The 20,953-nt window shown below is 71.5% G+C and carries 16 protein-coding genes; 10 read left to right on the forward strand and 6 right to left on the reverse strand.

What is annotated here, in order from left to right; genetic code table 11:
* The first annotated feature begins 12 nt into the window (after positions 1-12).
* The 7 genes from ACFV9T_RS34620 (at position 13) to ACFV9T_RS34650 (ending at position 7,692) form a co-directional block, all read left to right on the forward strand.
* On the forward strand, positions 13-978 hold the full coding sequence (locus ACFV9T_RS34620) for a tetratricopeptide repeat protein (protein WP_385446475.1): 966 nt from the start codon (positions 13-15) through the stop codon (positions 976-978).
* Positions 979-1,546: 568 nt separating this feature from the next.
* Entirely contained in the window at positions 1,547-2,164 is a 618-nt protein-coding gene (locus ACFV9T_RS34625; RefSeq protein WP_063727948.1) for a DUF6230 family protein, read from the forward strand.
* 139 nt (positions 2,165-2,303) lie between these two features.
* Entirely contained in the window at positions 2,304-2,834 is a 531-nt protein-coding gene (locus ACFV9T_RS34630) for a DUF6114 domain-containing protein (RefSeq protein ID WP_385446476.1), read from the forward strand.
* A gap of 73 nt (positions 2,835-2,907) precedes the next feature.
* A complete protein-coding gene (locus ACFV9T_RS34635; RefSeq protein ID WP_385446477.1) occupies positions 2,908-4,188 on the forward strand; it encodes a hydrogenase expression protein HypF in 1,281 nt (426 codons plus the stop codon).
* Between the two features lie 191 nt (positions 4,189-4,379).
* Positions 4,380-4,736, forward strand: coding sequence for a hypothetical protein (locus tag ACFV9T_RS34640; RefSeq protein WP_385446478.1), 357 nt, complete (start codon positions 4,380-4,382; stop codon positions 4,734-4,736).
* A gap of 2 nt (positions 4,737-4,738) precedes the next feature.
* Positions 4,739-6,043 carry a tetratricopeptide repeat protein gene (locus tag ACFV9T_RS34645; RefSeq protein ID WP_385446479.1) on the forward strand — a complete coding sequence of 435 codons (1,305 nt, stop codon included), beginning with the start codon at positions 4,739-4,741 and terminating at the stop codon, positions 6,041-6,043.
* Positions 6,043-7,692 (forward strand): Clp protease N-terminal domain-containing protein, encoded by a 1,650-nt coding sequence (locus tag ACFV9T_RS34650; RefSeq protein ID WP_385446480.1) that lies wholly within the window; start codon positions 6,043-6,045, stop codon positions 7,690-7,692. The genes ACFV9T_RS34645 and ACFV9T_RS34650 overlap by 1 nt, the downstream gene beginning before the upstream one ends.
* A 55-nt stretch (positions 7,693-7,747) precedes the next feature.
* Here ACFV9T_RS34650 and pyk read toward each other — a convergent pair whose 3' ends face one another.
* The 3 genes from pyk to pta form a co-directional block, all read right to left on the reverse strand.
* Positions 7,748-9,175, reverse strand: a complete 1,428-nt coding sequence (pyk, locus tag ACFV9T_RS34655; RefSeq protein ID WP_385446481.1) for a pyruvate kinase — start codon at positions 9,173-9,175, stop codon at positions 7,748-7,750.
* Positions 9,176-9,236: 61 nt separating this feature from the next.
* Positions 9,237-10,382 (reverse strand): acetate kinase, encoded by a 1,146-nt coding sequence (locus ACFV9T_RS34660; RefSeq protein WP_385446482.1) that lies wholly within the window; start codon positions 10,380-10,382, stop codon positions 9,237-9,239.
* Positions 10,383-10,431: 49 nt separating this feature from the next.
* The gene (gene pta / locus ACFV9T_RS34665) at positions 10,432-12,537 is read right to left on the reverse strand and encodes a phosphate acetyltransferase (protein WP_385446483.1); all 2,106 of its coding nucleotides are present in this window, start codon (positions 12,535-12,537) and stop codon (positions 10,432-10,434) included.
* Positions 12,538-12,736: 199 nt separating this feature from the next.
* Between pta and ACFV9T_RS34670 the strand changes: the two genes are divergently transcribed.
* The 3 genes from ACFV9T_RS34670 (at position 12,737) to ACFV9T_RS34680 (ending at position 16,237) form a co-directional block, all read left to right on the forward strand.
* Positions 12,737-13,762: an ATP-dependent 6-phosphofructokinase gene (locus ACFV9T_RS34670; RefSeq protein WP_385446484.1), complete on the forward strand. Its 1,026-nt coding sequence runs from the start codon at positions 12,737-12,739 to the stop codon at positions 13,760-13,762.
* Positions 13,763-13,835: 73 nt separating this feature from the next.
* Positions 13,836-15,110 carry a hypothetical protein gene (locus ACFV9T_RS34675; protein ID WP_385446485.1) on the forward strand — a complete coding sequence of 425 codons (1,275 nt, stop codon included), beginning with the start codon at positions 13,836-13,838 and terminating at the stop codon, positions 15,108-15,110.
* Positions 15,101-16,237: a hypothetical protein gene (locus ACFV9T_RS34680; protein WP_385446486.1), complete on the forward strand. Its 1,137-nt coding sequence runs from the start codon at positions 15,101-15,103 to the stop codon at positions 16,235-16,237. Before ACFV9T_RS34675 ends, ACFV9T_RS34680 begins: the two co-directional genes overlap by 10 nt.
* 21 nt (positions 16,238-16,258) lie before the next feature.
* On the opposite strand, the gene ACFV9T_RS34685 is transcribed toward ACFV9T_RS34680, so the two are convergent.
* The 3 genes from ACFV9T_RS34685 to ACFV9T_RS34695 form a co-directional block, all read right to left on the reverse strand.
* Positions 16,259-17,083 carry a carbohydrate ABC transporter permease gene (locus tag ACFV9T_RS34685; protein ID WP_385446487.1) on the reverse strand — a complete coding sequence of 275 codons (825 nt, stop codon included), beginning with the start codon at positions 17,081-17,083 and terminating at the stop codon, positions 16,259-16,261.
* Positions 17,084-17,159: 76 nt separating this feature from the next.
* Positions 17,160-18,782: an LCP family protein gene (locus tag ACFV9T_RS34690; RefSeq protein ID WP_385446488.1), complete on the reverse strand. Its 1,623-nt coding sequence runs from the start codon at positions 18,780-18,782 to the stop codon at positions 17,160-17,162.
* Between the two features lie 69 nt (positions 18,783-18,851).
* The gene (locus ACFV9T_RS34695; protein WP_385446489.1) at positions 18,852-20,948 is read right to left on the reverse strand and encodes a glycosyltransferase; all 2,097 of its coding nucleotides are present in this window, start codon (positions 20,946-20,948) and stop codon (positions 18,852-18,854) included.
* Between the last annotated feature and the right edge of the window lie 5 nt (positions 20,949-20,953).

Raw genomic sequence — 20,953 nt, forward strand, 5'->3', positions numbered from 1 at the left:
GAGGATAGGACCATGCAGCCACGGAACATGTCCATGAGTGGAGTGGTCGACCTCGCCGCGGTGAAGGCGGCCGGGGAAGCGAAGCAGAAGGCGGAGAAGGCGCGGGCCGACGCGGCCCGTACCGGCGCGCCCGCGCCCACGCGTCTGGTCTTCGACGTCGACGAGGCGGGTTTTCAGCAGGAGGTCCTGCAGCGCTCCACCGAAGTGCCGGTCGTCATCGACTTCTGGGCCGAGTGGTGCGAGCCGTGCAAGCAGCTCGGTCCGATCCTGGAGAAGCTGGCCGGGGAGTACGCGGGGAAGTTCGTCCTCGCGAAGATCGACGTCGATGCCAACCAGATGCTCTTCCAGCAGTTCGGCGTGCAGGGGATCCCCGCGGTGTTCGCGGTGGTCGCCGGGCAGCCGGTGCCGCTGTTCCAGGGCGCGGCGCCGGAGGCGCAGATCCGCCAGGTGCTTGACCAGCTGGTGCAGGCCGCGGAGCAGCAGTTCGGCATCGTCGGCGCCCCGGCCGAGGCGGCGGGCGCGGAGGACGCGGAGCAGGAGGCCCCGGAGGCCCCCGCGGGTCCGTACGACAGCGCGCTGGCCGCGGCCCACGAGGCGCTGGACGCGGGCGACCTGGGCGGTGCCGTCCGCGCGTACCAGAACGTGCTGAACGACGACCCGGCCAACGCGGAGGCCAAGCTCGGTCTGGCCCAGGCCCAGTTGCTGGAGCGGGTGCAGGGTCTTGACGCGCAGCAGGTGCGCAAGGAGGCCGCCGACAGCCCGGCGGACCCGGCGGCCCAGATCGCGGCGGCCGACCTGGATCTGGTGGGCGGTCATGTGGAGGACGCCTTCGGTCGCTTGGTCGACACGGTGCGGCGCACGGTGGGTGAGGACCGCGAGGCGGCCCGGCTCCATCTGCTCAGCCTGTTCGATGTGATCGGCGGTGACGATCCCCGAGTGGTCACGGCGCGTAGCGCGTTGGCGCGCGTCCTGTTCTGACCTCACGGGTCTCAAACGGAACAGCGGCCGCGCTTTACTAAAACTTGGTAAACGCGGCTGCTGTTACTGCCAGTAAGTGAGTGCTCGGGCTTTGTCCGTTCTTGCCGTCAAATCTCCCCGTCTTTCCGGGCGTCGGGCGGCGACCCTGCGTGCCCGGCCTCGACCGACCCGCCGCTGATCGGTTATCGCGCCGTTACTCGCTAGTAACGAACCCCTTGTGTCGAAGCCGTGAATGGACCACGATCAGCCAAGCTCGGTCCATCCTCATCGAAGCCCGGCAACCGGTCGGCGCGGTGCTGCGGGTGGGTCCCCACCGAGCAGGCCGGCGGCAGTGGCGCCGGCCGTGGACAGGGGGGTCTCTGCCCAACAGGCAGGGCCTGTCCAGGAGGTTGCGCGAGAAGCGTGGCCAGTGGTTGTCGCTCGGGGGTGATCGCCGGTGTTTCGGCGGGTGCAGTTTCGCGCCTGTGAGACGTGGGCGCTCTCCTTCCCGAGGACGTAGCACTTCTCCCATCCCAGTCCTGGGCCGCGGCCCAGGTCCGGAGATGTACGTCCGAGAAGGAGGAAAGTCATGGAGTCCCTGGCTCGTGGCGGGACCAGATGGAAGCGGTTCGCCGTTGTCATGGTCCCGAGCGTTGCTGCCACGGCCGCGATCGGCGTCGCCCTGTCACAGGGTGCGCTCGCGGCCTCGTTCAACGTGTCCGGCCAGCAGTTCAAGGTCGCGGTCGACCGGCTCGACGGTACGGGCTTCGCCCAGTACGGCGCGATAGACACCCAGCACGGCGGGAAGAACATCCCCGTCGCGGTGTCCGCGTTCAAGAGCGCCAAGCTCAAGGGTCTGTGCCAGTCGGTGGTCGTCCCGGTCCCGGTCTTCGGCGATGTGTCGCTGAAGCTGTCGGCCGGTAACGGCGCCAAGACGGTCGAGGCGAAGAACCTCTTCATCGACCTTGACCAGCTGGACGCCGACGCGACGTTCCGCGGCATCGACATCGGTGTGGCCGCGGGCGACGCGAACAAGGGTCCCGGCATCAACAAGGGCGACAAGGCCCTTCCGGGCTCGTTCGCCCAGCAGGCCGATTCGGCGACGCTGACTGGTGTGAAGCAGACCGCATGGGCGACCAGTGCGGGCACGTTCAAGCTCTCCGGCCTTTCGATGAAGGTCAGCAAGGGCAAGAACGAGTGCTTCTGAGGCGCTGAGCTGGAAGGGTGGGGGGCCGCGGCGCTGCCCCTCACCCGGCAACGCCCAGAGGCGCCAAGGCGCCGCGCAGTTGAGTACCGCAGTAGAACGTGCGATCGCCGAGATCGCCAGCCCCAGGGAGCTGTTTTCAATGAGTGCCGAGTCGCCGGGGGCGCGTGACCGTATCAGCCATTGGCGGGAGGCCTTCCGGGCGTGGCGCTGGCAGCGCCCGTTCTGGGCGGGGCTGCTCACCACCTTGGCCGGGCTGCCGATCATGTACTTCCCGTACAACAGCCTGAACGCGGGCGGGTTCACGATCAACCTGTCCACCACCGCCGGATCCGCCTCGCTCATCATCGGCGTACTGCTGGTGATGCTGGGTCTGACCATGTGGTTCCAGCCCATGGTGCGGACGTTCGCCGGGGTCGCCTCGATCCTGCTCGGCCTGGTGTCGCTGCCCGTGTCCAACATCGGCGGCTTCCTGGTCGGATTCCTGCTCGCCCTCTTCGGCGGCGGCATGGGGGTCGCCTGGGCGCCGGGCGAGGCTCCCGCGGCACAGCCGGCCGGGGGCCCGGGAACCGCGCCCAAGGACGGCGCTGACGATGGCGGTGTGCCGGAGCCGGCGGGGGCCGGACCCGCACCGGACCAGGAAGCCACGAATGGGAGGCACCGTGCGGGGTGAAGAGGAGCAGGCCGCGGACGGAAGTCCGCGCCGGGCGAGAACCGGACCGCGGCACGCGGCGCCGAGGAAGTCGATGCTCACTCGCCTTCAGGTGCCCGCGGGCAAAGCGATAGCGCTGGCCGCCATGCCGACGGCCGTACTCATGGGCATGGGGCTGACCCCGCAGCTCGCGTCGGCGAACACGCGGGCCGAGGACCGTTACAAGGCCGGGCCGTGTGTCTCCCAGCCGGACGAGGCCGACAAGGACGACGCCGAGGGCAAGAAGGGCTCGCCCGAGGAGAAGGACAAGGACGGCGGCAAGGACGCGGACGCCAAGGACCCGAGTTCCGGGGACAAGGGTGCCGGGGACAAGGGCTCCGGGGACCAGGACGGTACGTCCGGTTCCGCCCCCTCCACGGGTGGCGACACCGCGCCGTCGAAGCCGACCCCGACCCCGAGCCCGTCCGGTTCGTCGGACACCGGGGACGACGAGGAGTCCGGTGAGCCCAGCGCGTCGCCGAGCCCGTCGGAGTCCGAGAGCAAGAACCCGCTGGACCCGCTGGGCATCGGGGACAAGCTGCACGACATCTTCACCCCGGACGAGGCCGACAAGGCCGACGACGCCGACACGGGCGACGACGCCTCGGCCGAGCCGAGCGCCACGCCCAGCCCGTCGCAGTCCTCCGCCACGCCCAGCCCCTCCCCGTCCACCGGGAAGGAGACCGACAACCCGGTCAAGGACACGGTGGACAAGGTCGGCGACGGCGTGAAGGACACCGTCGACAAGGCCGGGAAGGCCGCCGAGGACGCCAAGGACAAGGCCGACAAGGCCCTGCCGAAGCCCTCCGGTTCCCCGTCCGAGGGCGCGGACGACAGCGGCAAGGTGGGCTACCCCTGCCCCGAGTTCGACGCCGACGCGTACAAGAACGCGAAGGACGAGCCGACCGCCAGCCTGCTGCCCGACGACCCGTGGGTCCTCAAGACCACGATGCTCTCCCTGCACGGACTGGACTACAAGGGCATCGTCGACGTCCGGACGCACAACGGCCAGTCGAAGAAGGTCCTCAAGTTCACCGCCGAGGGCGTGGACATCAAGGATCTGCACCAGCTGGTCAAGGGCCCGGGCGGGACCACCACCAACGTGGCGGCGCGCGAGGGTTCCACCTCGGAGTTCCGCAACGGCACGGTGACCATGTACACCGAGGAGCTGAAGGGCAACCTCCTGGGGATCATCCCGATCACCTTCAGCCCGAAGACCCCGCCGCCGGTGAACATCCCCGAGGTGTTCTTCACCGACGTGACGGTCACCCAGGCCGGACAGTTCGGTGGCGAACTGACCATCCCGGGAATGCACGTGTACACGACCGGGGAATAACCCCGGAAAACCACATACCTGTTCGGGAGCCGCAAGGCCCTCCTCGGAGGGCACCGCCCGCGGGCACCAGGCCGATCGCCCGGTGCTCGCGGGCGCGTTTGTCCGCGCCGGGCTCTATCATTACCTTGAGTGTTCGCGTGGACGCGCACCATGCCGCTTGGCGCGCGCCGGGGGAAAAACGGGGGGCAGCGGTGGAGAGCCATATTTCGGTCGACGGCCCGGAGCCGGACGAAAGCCTTGCGCAGCTCGCCGAGTGGCTGCGCGGTGAACCCGAACTCGCCGGGCGGGTGAAACCGAAGGCGGCACCGCCGCGCGAGGGCGAGATGGGGGCGGCCGCGGAGCTGCTCGTGGTCTCGCTGGGCGCGGGTGGCGCCCTCTCCGTCCTGGCGTCCTCGCTGCGGGCCTGGCTGTCCCAGCCGCGCCGCTCCGGCATCAAGGTCACGGTCCACCGCGCGGACGGCCAGCGGCTGGAGATCGACGCCCGGCATGTGACCAAGGATTCCGTCGAGGAGATTCTCCGGCAGGCGCTGCGCGCAGAAGAGGAATAGCCATGCGGTTGCCCGATTCCGAGCGTTCCCGGGCGGTCCTGATCGGCACAAGTCGCTATTCCGACCCGAACCTTCCGGACCTTCCCGCTGTCCGCGACACCATCCAGGATCTGGCCGCCGCTCTCACCGATCCCGCGTACGGAGCGGTCCCGGACCGGCATTGCACCGTGCTGCTGGACGACGGCGACATTCAGCGGGTGGGCCGCGCCTTACGGGCGACGGCGGCCGAGGCGGAGGACCTGCTGCTGGTTCATTACGTCGGCCACGGCCTCATCGCGCCCCGGCGGCAGGACTTGTATCTGTCGCTGACCGACAGCGAATGGGAGGATCCCGAGTTCGACTCCCTGGAATACCGCAAGCTGCGCGATGTCGTCCTCGGCAGCCGCGCCACCTCGAAGGTCATCATCCTGGACTGCTGCTTCTCCGGCCGCGCGCTCAGCGGCACCATGGCCGGGCCGAAGGCCGCCGTGATGGGGCAGGTCGATGTGGAGGGCACGTATGTGATGGCGTCCTCCCAGGGCAACGAGGTCTCCCTGATCCAGGACGGCGAGAAGACCACGGCGTTCACCGGACGGCTGATCCGGCTGCTGCGGGACGGTGTGACGGGCGGGCCCGAACTGCTCAGCATCGACGAGGTCTACCGGCGGCTCCAGGCCACCATGACCGCCGAGGGCCTGCCCGCCCCCCTCCAGCGCGGCTCGCGGAACGCCGCCCTCCTCGCCCTCGCCCGCAACCGCGCCCACCGGATCCCCGACGACCCCGCCCGCCAGGAGGCCGCGGTGGCGCTGTGCGAGGCGGGTAAGTACGGGGAGGCGGCGGAGGCGTTCAGCGCACTGCTGGAGGAGCAGGAGAGCCTGCTCGGCGCCGACCACGTGGCGACGCTGCGCACCCGTCAGTGGCTCGCCCATACGCGCGGCGCGACCGGTGCGCCCGGCGAGTCGGTGGACCGGCTGCGGGAGGTCCACGACCGGCAGACCCGGCTGCTGGGCCCCGACCACCCGGACACCCTGCGCAGCCGCCAGTTCCTCGCCGTCAACCTGGGCGAGTCGGGGCGGCGGCCGGAGGCGATACGGATGCTGCGGCTGCTCCTGTTCGACCGGCGGCGCGTCCTGGGCGCGGACGACGCCGCGACGCTGCGCACCCGCCATGTCCTCGCCCACAACCTGGCCCGCACCGGCGAGCGCGACGAGGCGGTGGCGCTGCTGCGCGAGCTGATCGCGGACCGGGAGCGGGTGCTGGGCCCGGACCATCCGCATACGCTGCGGGCCCACCGGGATCTGTCCGTACTGCTGGCCGGGGGTGAGTGATGTTCGAGCGCTTCACCGACCGGGCGCGGCGGGTGGTGGTGATAGCCCAGGAAGTGGCCCGGGAGTACAACCACCACTACATCGGCACGGAGCACATGCTGCTCGGCCTGCTCCGTGAGGAGCAGGGCCCCGGCGCCGAGGTCCTGAAGAGCCTCGGTGTGTCCGCGGCCGGGGTGCGCGCGCAGGTGGAGCGCACCTTTTCCCGGGGCACGGAGGCCCAGAGCGGGCACATCCCGTTCACCCCGGCGGCCCGGCGGGCGCTGGAGGACGCGCTCCGGGAATCCATCCAGCTCGGCGTGAACTACATCGGTCCGGAGCACCTGTTGCTCGCCCTCATGCGGGAGCGGGACGGCATCGCCCCCCGGGCCCTGGGGGCCTACGGCGTCCAGCTGGAGGCCATGCGGGAGAAGGTCCGCGATCCCGCCGCCGGGGGGACCGCGCCCACCACCGCGCCCGCCCAGGGGAACGAGTTCTTCGAGCGGTTCACCGACCGGGCGCGCCAGGCCCTGGTGGAGGGCCAGGAGGCCGCGCGGAAGCTCAGCCACAACCACCTGGGGACCGAGCACATCCTGCTGGGTCTCTTCCCGGCGGAGGGGGTCGCCGCCGCCGCGCTCAACAACCTCGGCATCTCGCATGACGCGGTCCGCGAGCGGCTGATCCGGAGTGCCGGTTTCGGCACGAAGCCCCCGACCGGCTATATCCCGTTCACGCCGAGGGCCAAGAAGGCGCTGGAGCTGGCCCTGCGGGACGCGCTGTCGCTCGGCCACAACTACATCGGTACGGAGCATCTGCTGTTGGGGCTGATGCGCGAGAGCGACGGGGACGGGGCGCAGCTGCTGCGCGCGTTCGCCACTCCGGAGCGGGTGCGGGCCGAGGTCATCCGCATCCTCACCACCCCTGAACCGGAACCGCAACCGGAACCGCAACCAGGACCGGGCCCCGTACCGCCCCCTGAGTCGCCGCCCGTGGTCGTCGGGCGCGAGCGGGAGATCCAGCGCGTCATGCAGATCCTGATGCGCAAGTCCCGTAGCAACGCCCTGCTGGTGGGGGAGGTGGGCACCGGGCGCACGTCGATCGTCTCGGGGCTGGCCGAGCGCATCGCCCGGGGCGACGTACCGGCGGCCCTGGCCGAGGTGCGGCTGCTGGCCGTCGACGTCGCGAAGGTCACCCGGGAGACGGTGGGGGACCTGGACCGCACGGTGCTGTTCGTGGACAACGTGCGGGCGGGCGACGTCGACGCGCTGTGCGTGCTCGCGTGGCACAAGACGCGGATCATCGCCGTCACCGACCCGGAGACCTACGCGGCATTCCCGGAGATCGGCGAGTACTTCCAGACCGTTCCGGTGCACGAGCCCAGCCATGACGAGGCCGTCGGCATCCTCAAGCTGCTGCGCGGCGAGTACGAGGCCCACCACCAGGTCACCATCACCGACGACGCCCTCGACGCCGCCGTGCGCCTCTCCGCGCGGCACATCACCGACCGCGTGCTGCCCGGGAAGGCGGTGGAGGTCCTGGACGAGGCGGGGTCCAGGGTGCGGATGACGGACGGGGCGCAGACCGTGACCGCGCGGCACATCGCGGAGCTGTTCGCGGACCAGACCGCGAGCGAACCCGTCGTGGACGACCGCTATATCTGGGCCATGAGCTGAGCAGCCGGGCCCCGTGAAGGAGCCCGGCCGCCCTATAGCTCGACCACCGCGGTGGTTAGCGGCTCTCGCCGCCCATGTGGTGCACCCGGACCATGTTGGTGGTGCCGGGGACGCCGGGGGGCGAACCCGCCGTCATGATCATGATGTCGCCCGAGGAGTAGCGGCCCAGCTTCGACAGCTCGGCGTCCACGAGGTCCACCATCGCGTCGGTGTGCTCCACGTACGGCACCACGAAGGACTCCACGCCCCAGCTCAGCGACAGCTGGTTGCGGGTGTCGGGGTCCGTGGTGAAGGCCAGGATGGGCTGCTGGGCGCGGTAGCGGGAGAGCCGCCGCGCGGTGTCGCCGGACTGGGTGAAGGCGACCAGCGACTTGGCGCCCAGGAAGTCGGCGATCTCGCACGCCGCACGGGCCACGGAACCGCCCTGGGTACGCGGCTTCTTGCCGGGCACCAGCGGCTGGAGGCCGCGCGACAGCAGCTCCTCCTCGGCGGCCTGGACGATGCGGGACATCACCTTGACCGTCTCGATCGGGTACGAGCCGACCGACGACTCGGCGGAGAGCATGACCGCGTCCGCGCCGTCCAGGATCGCGTTGGCGACGTCGGACGCCTCGGCGCGGGTCGGCCGGGAGTTCTCGATCATCGACTCCATCATCTGGGTCGCGACGATCACCGGCTTGGCGTTGCGGCGGCACAGCTCGATCAGCCGCTTCTGCACCATCGGGACCTTCTCCAGCGGGTATTCCACCGCCAGGTCACCGCGGGCCACCATGACGCCGTCGAACGCCGCGACGACGTCCGCCATGTTGGCGACCGCCTGCGGCTTCTCGACCTTGGCGATCACCGGCACCCGGCGGCCGACCTCGTCCATGATCCGGTGCACATCGCGGACGTCGGCCGCGTCCCGGACGAAGGACAGCGCGACCATGTCGCAGCCCATCGTCAGTGCGAACTTCAGGTCGTCGATGTCCTTCTCGGACAGCGCGGGCACGTTGACCGCGGCGCCCGGCAGGTTGATCCCCTTGTGGTCGGAGATCACCCCGCCCTCGATGACGATCGTCCGGACCCGGGGGCCCTCGACCGCGGTGACCCGCAGCTCGACGTTGCCGTCGTTGATCAGGATCTGGTCGCCCTTGGAGACATCGCCGGGCAGCCCCTTGTAGGTGGTGCCGCAGATGGTCCGGTCGCCGTCGACGTCCTCGGTGGTGATGATGAACTCGTCCCCGCGGACCAGCTCCACCGGGCCGTCCGCGAAGGTCTCCAGCCGGATCTTGGGGCCCTGGAGGTCGGCGAGGACGCCGACCGCGCGCCCCGTCTCCTCGGACGCCTTGCGAACGCGGTGGTAGCGCTCCTCGTGCTCCGGGTGGCTTCCGTGGCTCATGTTGAAACGGGCCACGTTCATCCCGGCCTCGATCAGCGACTTGAGCTGGTCGTAGGAGTCGACGGCGGGGCCCAGTGTGCAGACGATTTTGGAACGGCGCATGAGGCTGATCCTATCGGTTTGTTTCGGAGCGGAATATTTCAAGTCGAAGCCGAGCCGAAGGCTAGTCGCTGACCAGGTCGTACGTCTGGCTGGCGATCTCCAGCTCCTCGTCGGTCGGCACCACGGCCACCGCGACCCGGCTGGTCTCGGCGGAGATCAGCCGCGCCGCGGCGCCGCGCACGGCGTTGCGCACCGCGTCCACCTCGATGCCGAACGCGGGCAGGTCGCGCAGCGCGGCCTCCCGTACCGCCGCGGAGTTCTCCCCGACTCCGGCCGTGAACGCGATGGCGTCCACCCGCCCCAGCACCGCGGTGTACGCGCCCACGTACTTCCGCAGCCGGTGGATGTAGATGTCGAACGCGAGCTGCGCGGCCGGATCGCCCTCGCCCATCCGGCGGCCGATCTCGCGCATGTCGTTGTCCCCGCACAGCCCGATCAGCCCGCTGCGCTTGTTCAGCAGGGTGTCGATCTCGTCCGTCGACATCTCGCCCACCCGGGACAGGTGGAAGATCGCCGCCGGGTCGAGGTCACCGGAGCGGGTACCCATCACCAGGCCTTCCAAGGGGGTCAGTCCCATGGAGGTGTCCACGCACACCCCGCCGCGCACGGCGGAGGCGCTGGCGCCGTTGCCCAGGTGCAGCACGATCGTGTTCAGCTCGGCGACGTCCTTGCCCAGCAGCTTCGCCGTCGCCCGGGAGACGAACGCGTGCGAGGTGCCGTGGAAGCCGTACCGCCGCACCCCGTACCGGTCGGCGGTCTCGGTGTCGATCGCGTACCGGGCCGCCGACTCCGGCATCGTGGAGTGGAACGCGGTGTCGAAGACCGCGACCTGCGGCAGGTCCGGGCGCAGGGCCCGGGCCACCTTGATGCCGGTGACGTTCGCCGGGTTGTGCAGCGGGGCCAGCGGGACCAGCTTCTCGATCTCCTCGACCACCTCGTCGGTGATCAGGGTGGGTTCGGTGAACCGGGTGCCGCCGTGCACCACCCGGTGGCCGATCGCCGCCAGCTCGGGCGAGTCGAGGCCGAGACCCTGCCCGGCCAGCTCCTCGGCGACCTGCTTGAGCGCGGCCGTGTGATCGGCGACCGGGCCGTTCCCGATCCGCTCCACCAGGCCGGAGGAGAGCCGGGCGCCGTCCGCCATGTCCAGCAGCTGGTACTTGACGGACGAGGAGCCGGAGTTGAGGACGAGGACGCGGGAGCCGTTCACGCGGTCTGCACTTTCTGTAGCGGGGCTATCGGTACGTGGCGCGCCGGTGTCACCGGGGCGCCGGGGTGGTCGGAGTGGTCGGGGGCGTCTGGGACTGGGCCTGGATGGCGGTGATCGAGACGGTGTTCACGATGTCCTGCACCAGCGCCCCGCGGGACAGGTCGTTGACCGGCTTGCGCAGACCCTGCAGCACCGGGCCGACCGCGACGGCGCCCGCCGAGCGCTGCACGGCCTTGTAGGTGTTGTTGCCGGTGTTGAGGTCCGGGAAGATCAGCACGGTGGCCTTGCCCGCCACCTCGGAGTCCGGCAGCTTCGTCGCCGCGACCGCCGCGTCCACCGCCGCGTCGTACTGGATCGGGCCCTCGACCAGCAGGTCCGGGCGGCGCTCGCGCACCAGCTCGGTCGCCTTGCGCACCTTGTCGACGTCCGCGCCGGACCCGGAGGTGCCGGTGGAGTACGACAGCATCGCGATCCTCGGCTCCACCCCGAACTGGGCGGCCGTGGTCGCCGACTGGATGGCGATGTCGGCCAGCTGCTCGGCGTTCGGGTCCGGGTTGACCGCGCAGTCGCCGTACACCAGCACCCGGTCGGCCAGGCACATGAAGAAGACGGACGAGACGATGTGCGCGCCCGGCGCGGTCTTGATGATCTCGAACGCGGGCCGGATGGTGGCCGCGGTGGAGTGCACCGCGCCCGAGACCATGCCGTCGGCCAGGCCCTCCTGGACCATCAGCGTGCCGAAGTACGAGACGTCGGCCACCACGTCGTACGCCTCCTCGTAGGAGACGCCCTTGTGGGCGCGCAGCTTCGCGTAGCTCTCCGCGAAGCGGTCCCGCAGCGGCGAGGTCTCCGGGTCGACGATCTGCGCCTCGGCGAGCTGGATGCCCAGCTCGGCGGCGCGCTTGCGGACCGCGTCCTCGCCGCCCAGCAGTGTGAGGTCGCACACATCGCGGCGCAGCAGGACGTCGGCGGCGCGCAGCACCCGCTCCTCGGTGCCCTCGGGCAGCACCACCCGGCGGCGGCCGGACCGGGACCGCTCGATCAGCTCGTGCTCGAACATCATCGGGGTGACCCGGCCGGAGCGGGCCACCGCGACGCGGTCGGTCAGCGCGGCGGTGTCCACATGGCGCTCGAAGAGGCCGAGGGCGGTCTCGGCCTTGCGCGGCGCGCCCGCGTTCAGCTTGCCCTCGATGGCGAACAGCTCGGCCGCCGTGGGGAACGAGCCGCCCGCCACCGCCACCACCGGGGTGCCGGGGGCCAGCCGGGACGCCAGCGCCAGGATGTCGGGTCCTGGCCGCTCGTCCAGGGTGAGCAGCACTCCGGCGATGGCGGGGGAGCCCGCGCTGTGCGCGGCGAGCGCGCCGACGATCAGGTCCGCGCGGTCGCCGGGCGTCACGACCAGACAGCCCTCGGTGAGGGCGGGCAGGAAGGTGGGCAGCATGGCGCCGCCGAAGACGAAGCCCCGCACGTCGCGGGAGAGTCCGGCGTGGTCGCCGAGCAGCACGTCGGCGCCGAGGGTGCGCACGATCTGCGAGACGGTGGGCGCCGACAGCGCCCCGTCCTCGGGGAGTACGTAGCCGGGCACCGGGAGCCGGGCGGCCAGCCGCTCGGCGATCTCCGCGCGGTCGTCCGGCACGGCCCGGTTGACGGCGACGGCGACGACGTCGCAGCCCTGCGCCTCGTACGCGCGGTAGGCGTTGTGGGCCTCGGCGACGACGGCCTCGGCGTTCTGGTCCTGACCGCCGACGACCGTGATCACCGAGGCGCCGAACTCGTTCGCCAGCCGGGCGTTCAGCCCCAGCTCGTCCGGGAGGCTGGTGTCGGCGTAGTCGCTGCCCAGGACGAGGACGTACTCGAAGTCGCGGGCCACCTCGTGGAAGCGGTCGACCAGCCGCGAGACCAGCTCGTCGGAGCCCTTCTCGGCCTGGAGGGCGGTCGCCTCCTCGTAGCTCATCCCGCTCGCCGAGGCGGGCGGCTGGCTGAGCCGGTAGCGGGCCCGCAGCAGATCGAAGAGGCGGTCGGGGTCGTCGTGCACCAGGGGACGGAAGACGCCGACCCGGTCGACATGGCGGGTCAGCAACTCCATGACCCCCAGCTCGACGACCTGGCGGCCGTCCCCCCGTTCGATCCCGGTCACGTACACGCTGCGCGTCACGCGTGCTCTCCGTTTCCTCGGCGTTTTCCTTACATGCATCCTTCGGACACAAATTGGCCGTTTTCGGTGGCCCAGTCCTCTTGACAATACCTTTGGCCATGGCTAGGGCGCTCAGCGGTATAGGGACACAGCATCACCCTGCCCATGAAACAATCGGACTGGCTCACATCTACCCGTAGGGAGCAGGAGACACAGCACGATGCGCATCGGAGTTCTCACCGCAGGCGGCGACTGCCCCGGCCTCAACGCTGTGATCCGGTCGGTGGTGCACCGTGCGGTCGCCGGCCACGGGGACGAGGTGATCGGCTTCGAAGACGGCTTCAAGGGACTCCTCGACGGCCGACACCGCAAGCTCGACCTGGACGACGTGAGCGGCATCCTGGCCCGCGGCGGCACCATCCTCGGCTCCTCCCGCCTGGAGCGCGCCCGGCTGCGCGAGGCGTGCGAGACCTCCCGGGACCACGCCCGCGACTACGGCATAGATGTGCTGATCCCCATCGGCGGCGAGGGCACCCTGACCGCCGCCCGTATGCTGTCGGACGCGGGGCTGCCGATCGTCGGCGTCCCCAAGACCATCGACAACGACATCTCCTCCACCGACCGCACCTTCGGCTTCGACACCGCCGTCGGCGTCGCCACCGAGGCCATGGACCGGCTCAAGACCACCGCCGAGTCGCACCAGCGGGTCATGGTGGTCGAGGTCATGGGGCGGCACGCGGGCTGGATCGCGCTGGAGTCCGGCATGGCGGGCGGCGCCCACGGCATCTGCCTCCCGGAGCGCCCCTTCGAGGTCGACGGGCTGGTCAAGATGGTCGAGGAGCGCTTCTCGCGCGGCAAGAAGTTCGCCGTGATCTGCGTCGCCGAGGGCGCGCACCCCGCCGAGGGCGCGATGGACTACCAGAAGGGCGCGATCGACCAGTACGGGCACGAGCGGTTCGCCGGGATCGGCAACCGGCTCGCGGCCGAGCTGGAGCGGCGGCTCGGCAAGGAGGCCCGCCCGGTCATCCTCGGCCACGTCCAGCGCGGCGGCACGCCCACCGCGTACGACCGCGTGCTGGCCACCCGCTTCGGCTGGCACGCCGTCGAGGCCGCCCACCGCGGCGACTTCGGCATGATGACGGCGCTGCGCGGCACCGACATCGCCATGGTGCCGATCGCCGAGGCGGTCACCGAGCTGAAGACCGTCCCGGCCCACCGCATGGACGAGGCCGAGTCCGTCTTCTAAGGCAGCTCCTGTACGGTCCCCGCCTGATCCGCGGGGACGGAGACGATCAGGGGGGGCGAGGGAGACCGGCGGGATGGGCGGGTTAACGGACCGTGTGTGGCTGCGCTACGCGCTCCTCTTCGTACTGATCACAGCACTGGTCACCGGTGCCGTCATCGCGATCGGCAGCCAGGGCGGCGGCCATCTCGCCGCCAACCGCGACCAGTTACGGAAGGCCTGCGACGGCGCCCTGCCGTACGACGACCTCCAGCGGCTGGTGCGCGACGCCCGCCCCGGTGAGCTGCGCCAGCACGGCACCATGCTCGCCCCCGGCCAGGAGAGCCGCTCCCTGCTCGACTGCTCGCTCTCCTGGGGCGGCGGCAACGGCGTCACCGTCCACGCCGAGGCGCTGGTCTCGGACGTGCCCCAGGGCATGGAGACCCGCGAGATCCTGAACCCGGGCCCCGGCGGTGCTTTCACGGCGCCCGGCACCACCGGCCGCTACGGCGCGCGCGGCGCCTGGCTGGTCGCCGACTGCCAGGGCGGGCTGGGCGGCCGGGTCCGGCCGACGACCGATCTGTACGTGACGGCCAAGGTCCGCGACGGAAGCGCCGGGGCGGCGGGCGGCGCCGACCGTACGACCGCGCTCACCGGCTTCCGCACCGCCGTCCACGTCGCCAACACCATCACCCGGGCGCAGCGCTGCGGCGGCCCCGCGCTGGACCCGCCGACCCAGGTCGTGCCCATGGCGGGGGACCGGACCGGGGATTCCGCTTCGCGGAGCTGCGACTGGATCAGCCCGTCCTCGGTCCCGGGGCTCAGGCCCGGAGCCTGGGCCACCCGAGGCGACGCCCAGGACTCCACCTCCCTGAACGCCTGCACCGGCGACTGGGACCCGGACGCCCGGCCCAACACGGGCGTGACCCCGCAGGAGTGGCAGATCACCGGCGTCGAGGCGGCCAGTTGGGCGGGGATCCTGGGCCGGTCCGCGTACGACTCGTACGAACGCGAGGGCCATGTGCCCGGCTGGGGCGCGGGCGAGGAGAACCGGCTCGCGAACGCCGGACCCGAGGACGTGGGTGCGGCGGACCAGGTGGACCGTGTCCCCTCCTACCTCACCCACCCCCAACTCGCCCTGTGGGCCCGGTCGGTGTGCGGCGGCCGGGTCACCTACCACCGGGTCTCCGTCCTGCCCCGGCTGCACATCCCGGACGGCGAGACGGTCCCGCTCGGCCCCGCGCGGCGCGCCGCGCTCTCCGAGACCGCGCACACCCTGCTCTCCCGCTACCTCGGCGCCGAGGACGGCTGGCCGAAGACGGCGGGCTGCCACGCCACCAAGGTGCTCGGAGAGGTGGAGGAATGGCACTGATGACCGGGCCGCGCTCGCCGTTCACCCAGCTGGTCACCCGGCGCCAGGTGCGGGGCATCACGGCCGCCGCCATCGTCCTGGCCGTCCTCACCGGCCTGGTCGCCTGGTTCGCGGGCAGCGACGACCGGGCCCTCGACGAGGCGTGCGGCGGGGCGCTCGCGGCGGACGAGGTCCGTACGGTGCTCGGCGACCGCGAAATGGACGTCACCAGCAGCGCCCAAGGCACCTTCGGCGACGGCCGCGACACCTCCCTGGCCGTGCGCTGCGAGGCGATCGCCGAGGGCCGGGGCCGGGTGCGCGTCACCATCGCCGGGGCGCCCCGCCCCCGCGCCGAGTACGGCACCGGCGAGCTGCCCACCGCCGTACCCGCCCACGACACCCTCCCCGTACCCATCGGCCACGGCTGGTCCGGCGTCCTCGCCACCGACAACGCCCGCCAGGGCGACCCCGGAGACGGCAAGGCCACCGCGGCCGTGCTGCTCGACTGCGCCCGGGGCGGCCGGAGTCTGCTGATCACCGTCGAGACCGCGCTCGGCGGCGCCACCCTGGACGACCCCGCCACCCGCCCCTCCTTCGTCCGCACCGCCACCGCCACCGCCCAGCGGGCCGACGACCGCTGGGGCTGCGGCGCCCGGCTGGGCACCCCGGTCCGCGGCGTGGGCCTGCCGGTGAACAAGGACGAGTACGAACCGCTGCTCGGCGCCACCGGCACCTGCGCGGCCGTCCCCACCGCCGCCCGCTCCGCCGTCTCCACGGCCCGCGAGACCGCCAGGGCCCGCGCCCCGCGCGAGATCTGCGCCCTCGGCGCCCGCGACGGCGCGCCCCGCTACCGGCTCGACGCGTACTACGGGCCGTACGCGGAGGACGCCCGCGCCCAGTACACCCGCAACGACGGCGAGGGCGTGACCCCCGCCGAGAAGCCCGCCGGGCGGCTCGGCCAGAGCGCGTACTGGGCCGGTGCGGACTGCCCGGGCGGCGCCCCGCGCGCCCTGTATCTGATCCGCGCCGACGACGCCGACGGCGAGGCCCGCGCCCGCCCCGACCTCGGCTACGAACGCACGGCGCTGTCCGCGTTCGCCGCCCGCTCGGCCGAGGACCACGGCTGCGCGGCGCCGGACACTCCCTGACGATCCGTCACACGCTGCGGGTCATCCCTTCACCGCGCCGCCGAGCGCGAAGCCGCCGCCCAGCCGCCGGGAGATGAGCACGTACAGCAGCACCACCGGGGTCGAGTAGAGGATCGAGAACGCGGCGAGCTGCCCGTAGACGATCTGCCCGTGGTTGCCGAAGAAGGTGAAGATGGAGACGGACGCCGGGAGTTGTTCGGGGGAGAGCAGCAGCATGAAGGGGACGAAGAAGTTGCCCCACATCATGATGAAGCTGTAGATCGTCACGACCGTGATGCCCGGCCCCATCAGCGGCAGGATGACCCGCGCCAGGCCCTGCGCCCAGGACGCGCCGTCCGTCCAGGCCGCCTCCTCCAGGATCACCGGGACGCCGTCCATGAAGTTCTTCATCAGCCAGATCGCGAAGGGGAGTTGCGAGGCGGCGAGGAAGAGCGCGGTGCCGGACATGGTGTCGATCAGGTCGACCTGGACGAAGAGCCCGTAGACCGGGACCATGATCGCGGTGATCGGCAGACAGGTCGTGAACAGCACGGTCATCAGATACGGCCGCACCACTCCCGACCGGAACCGGGACAGCGGATACGCGGCGAGCGCCGCGCACGCGACGGTCAGCGCGGTGGCGCTGCCGCACAGCAGCAGGCTGTTGAGCATCGGCGTGAACGTGATCTCGTCCGTCCACACCGCCGAGAAGTTGTCGAGCGTCGGGCTGCCGGGCGCCGACACCCGTAACGTCGCCTCGCCGTCGACCGAGGCGAGCAGCAGCCAGGCCAGCGGGAGGACGAAGGCCGCCGCGACGACCAGCAGCGCGGCATCGGCCGCCAGGCGGCGGCGTGAGAACACGGACACCGGTCCATGAAACCGTCCGCCCGGCCGGGAGGGGAAGACGGAGGTGCCACCGAAAACCCCCACCCGGCCTGTCGTTCTATTGCGCCGCCGCTGCCGGCTGCCCGGGGAGGGACGCGGGCACGTCCACCGGCTGGTCGCCCCGCAGCTGCTCGAAGAGCCGCTTCGCCTGCGCGTCGTCCCACTGCACGGCGCTGCCCTTGGAGGTGCGCAGATTGGTGTTGGACACCGGGACGTTGAGCCGCTTGCCGTTGCCGGACGTCGCGCCCTTCATCGCCTGGAACAGCGACATCAGCTTCTGCAGGTTCATCTGCTTGTCCACGATGAGCGTGTCGAGGCCCGCGCTGACGGTCGGGAACGCCGCGAAGGGGTTGGCCAGCACGCCCGGGGTGGCGGCCTTCTCCGCGAGGGCGGCCAGGAACTTCTGCTGGTTCTGGGTGCGCCCCAGGTCGCCGTTGGCCTCCTGCTTGCGCTGCCGTACGAACGACAGCGCCTTGCCGCCGTCGAGCACCTGGCAGCCCTTCTTGAGGTCCAGGCCGGACTTCTCGTCCTTGATGTCGCGGTCCACGCACATCCGTACGCCGCCGACCGCGTCCACGATGTCCACGAAGCCGCCGAAGCCGATCTCCGCGTAGTGGTTGATGTGCAGCCCGGTGTTGCGCTCGATGGTCTGGACGAGCAGATCGGGGCCGCCCCGCGAATAGGCCGCGTTGAGCTTGTTCTGCTCCTCGCCGTAGCGCTTGCCGGTCTCGGGGCGTACGTACGAGGGGACCCGCACCCAGGAGTCGCGCGGCAGGCTCAGCATCGTGGTGCCGTTGGCGCCCGTGTGCAGCACCATCATCGAGTCGGTACGGCCGCCCTCGGCCGAGCCGGTACGGAGCGTCTGCTTGGCCTCGGCGGACAGGCCCGCGCGGCTGTCGGAGCCCACGATGAGGTAGTTGGTGCCCTTGCCGAGCGGCGGGCGGTTCGCCGCCTTGTTGAGGTCGACCTCGCGGTTCATCTGGGTGTCGACCCAGATGTAGGCGCTGCCGGACGCGACCAGCAGCGCCGAGACCATGACGATCGCCAGGCGGGTGACCTTGCGGCGGCGGCTGAGCGGTTCTCTGGGCGCGCGCCGCCGCAGCACGGGCGGCTCGGGGTCGTCCTCGTACGGGGCCCGCTGGGCGGACGGGGTCCGGGGCGCGGGGGTGTCCGGGCGCCACAGCCCGGCCTCGGTCCGGACCGGCTGGGTGAGGCCGGGGATCGACTGGGTGGCTCCCGGCCCCGGCTGTCCGGCGCGCGGCATCGGCGGGGTGATGCCCGGGACTTGCTGGGTGGCTCCCGGGCCCGGCGCGGCGAGGCCCGGCACCTGCTGGGTGGCTCCCGGACCCGGCGGGGCGGCGCCCCGTCCCTGCGGCGCGAGGCCCGGGACCTGCTGCGTCGCCCCCAGGCCCGGCCCGGGTGCGCCCGGGGTCGGTGGCGGCGGAGGCGGCGGCGCCGGAGAGGGCGGCACCACGGGGAACGACTCGGTCGGCGCGTTGGCCGTCTCCCGCGCCCACGCGCCCTGTCCCGGCTCGCCCGGTCCTCTGGTCTCCCGCGTGGGCTGCTGCTGGAGGTACGCCGCCGTGCCCCGCTGCGGCTGCTCGTCCGGGGTGTTGTGGCTCGGTGGCATCCCGCCGCCGTGCCCGTTCGCGTCTGCCCGCCCGTCCCGCCGGTCACTCATGGGGGCAGCCTCCCTTCGCATGGAAACGTCCGTATGCCTGCTGACTACTGATACGGTCGCGGGCGCCCGTTATCTCGATGTCAGGCTCTGGTATGCGGGCGCTGTGCCGAGCGTCTCCCCGGCCGTCCCCGAACGCTGGATCCGGTGCCACTTCAGCCGGGCGCCGAGCAGCAGGGCGACCACGGACTGGATGACCACCAGATACATCAACTGCCGGTAGGCGAAGAGCTGGAAGGGCAGGGACCACAGGGTCCGCATCCGCTCCCCGTCCAGCCGCAGCGCGTACCCGGCGCACACCACCTGGATGGCGAGGTACGTCAGCCACACCCCGGCCGACTCGGTGGGGTTCTGGAAGAGGATCCCGTACAGCGCGAACAGGTCGATCACGGGCGCGAGCAGCGGCAGCACGACCTGGAACAGCGCGAGATACGTGAGCCCACGGCGGCCGAAGCGCCCGTCCGAGCCCCGCGCGACGACCGCGCGCCGGTGCTTCCACATGGCCTGCAGGGTGCCGTAGCCCCAGCGGTAGCGCTGCCGCCACAGCTGGCGCAGCGAGGTGGGCACCTCGGTCCAGGCGACGGCCGTCTCCTCGTACACCACGCGCCAACCGGCCCGCCACAGGGCCATGGTCAGGTCGGTGTCCTCGGCGAGGGTGTCCTCGCTGACCCCGCCGACCTCCTCCAGCGCCTCCCGCCGGAAGGCGCCGATGGCGCCCGGGACGGTCGGCATGCACTCCAGCACCTCGAACATCCGGCGGTCGAGGTTGAACCCGAAGACGTACTCCAGGTGCTGCCATCTGCCGAGCAGGCTGCGCCGGTTGCCGACCTTGGTGTTCCCGCTCACCGCGCCGATCTCCGGCTGGGCGAGCGGCTGGATGAGCTGGCGGATGGCGTCCGGTTCGAAGACGGTGTCGGCGTCGACCATGACCACGATGTCGTGCTTGGCGTGCGCCAGGCCGGTGTTGAGCGCGGTCGGCTTGCCCGAGTTGGGCTGACGGATCACCAGCACCCGGGAGTCGTTGCTCGCGGCGGCGATCTCGGCCGTACGGTCCGTCGACCCGTCGTCGATCACGATGACCTGGAGCTTCTGGTGGGTGGAGGCCAGCAGCGAGCGGATGGTGCCCTCGATGCCCGCCTCCTCGTTGTACGCGGGCACCAGCACCGTGACCGGCTCGTTGACCACCGGGGGCGGCGGATCGCCGGGCCGGTAGCGGGTGATCCGCCGGACATGGGCGCGGGCGAACACGACGAGCAGCACCAGCCGCAGCACGCCCAGCGCGCCCGCGATGCCCAGCACCCACGTCATGATGGTCACGAAGGCGCGGCCGATCGCCGCGAGCCAGATCAGGGCGTTGCCCTGCCAGCGCTCCAGGGCCGACGACCGGGTCTCCACCGGAGGCACCCCGAGCCCGCCGGTCACGGTGGTGAACCGTTGCACCCGCGGGTTCTTCAGCAGCTTCTCGGTCTCCTGGTACGCGGTGTCCGTCTGCGACAGCTGCCGGATCAGCCCCTGCGAGGGCGCCTTCGACGGCTTGTCGGCGGCGACCAGCGCGTACCCCTTCGCGGCGACCTTGCGCGCCGCCTGCCACTCGACGCCGCACAGCGTCTCCACGTCGGTGGTCAGCGGCATCCGTATCAGCCGCGGTTCGGCGCCCACGGTGCCCGCGAGCGCCGACTCGGTGAGCGACAGCTCCATCGAGGAGCGGACGGAGGAGGCGGTGCCCATGTCGGCGCCGGTGTAGGTGTTCGACCCGATCTCATGGCCCTCGGCCCGGATCCGCCGCACCAGCTCCGGCCACCGGGCCGCCTTGGCGCCGTTGAGGAAGAACGTCGCGCGCGCCTTGTTCTGGCGCAGCAGGTCGAGGATGCGCGGCGTCCACTCGGGGTCGGGCCCGCCGTCGTACGTGAGCGCCACCGTCCCCGGCGGCATGCTCACCGTCTTGACCTGGCCGTTGTTGATCTGCACCACCGGGCCGCCGCCGACGATGTCCTTCGGCACCGGGGTGGTGCACGCGGGCCGCGACTTCGCGGCGTCGACCTCGTGGGTGGTCCAGCCCTGGAACATCAGCAGGCCGAACATGAGCGGGAGGCTGAGGGAAAGCAGCAGCCAGTGCGCGCGCGGGTCACGGGACCGCTTGTGTCGGCCTCCTCGGATCGGGTGGCTCATCGGCT

Source organism: Streptomyces sp. NPDC059850, from assembly GCF_042731515.1.
Classification (GTDB): Bacteria; Actinomycetota; Actinomycetes; order Streptomycetales; family Streptomycetaceae; genus Streptomyces.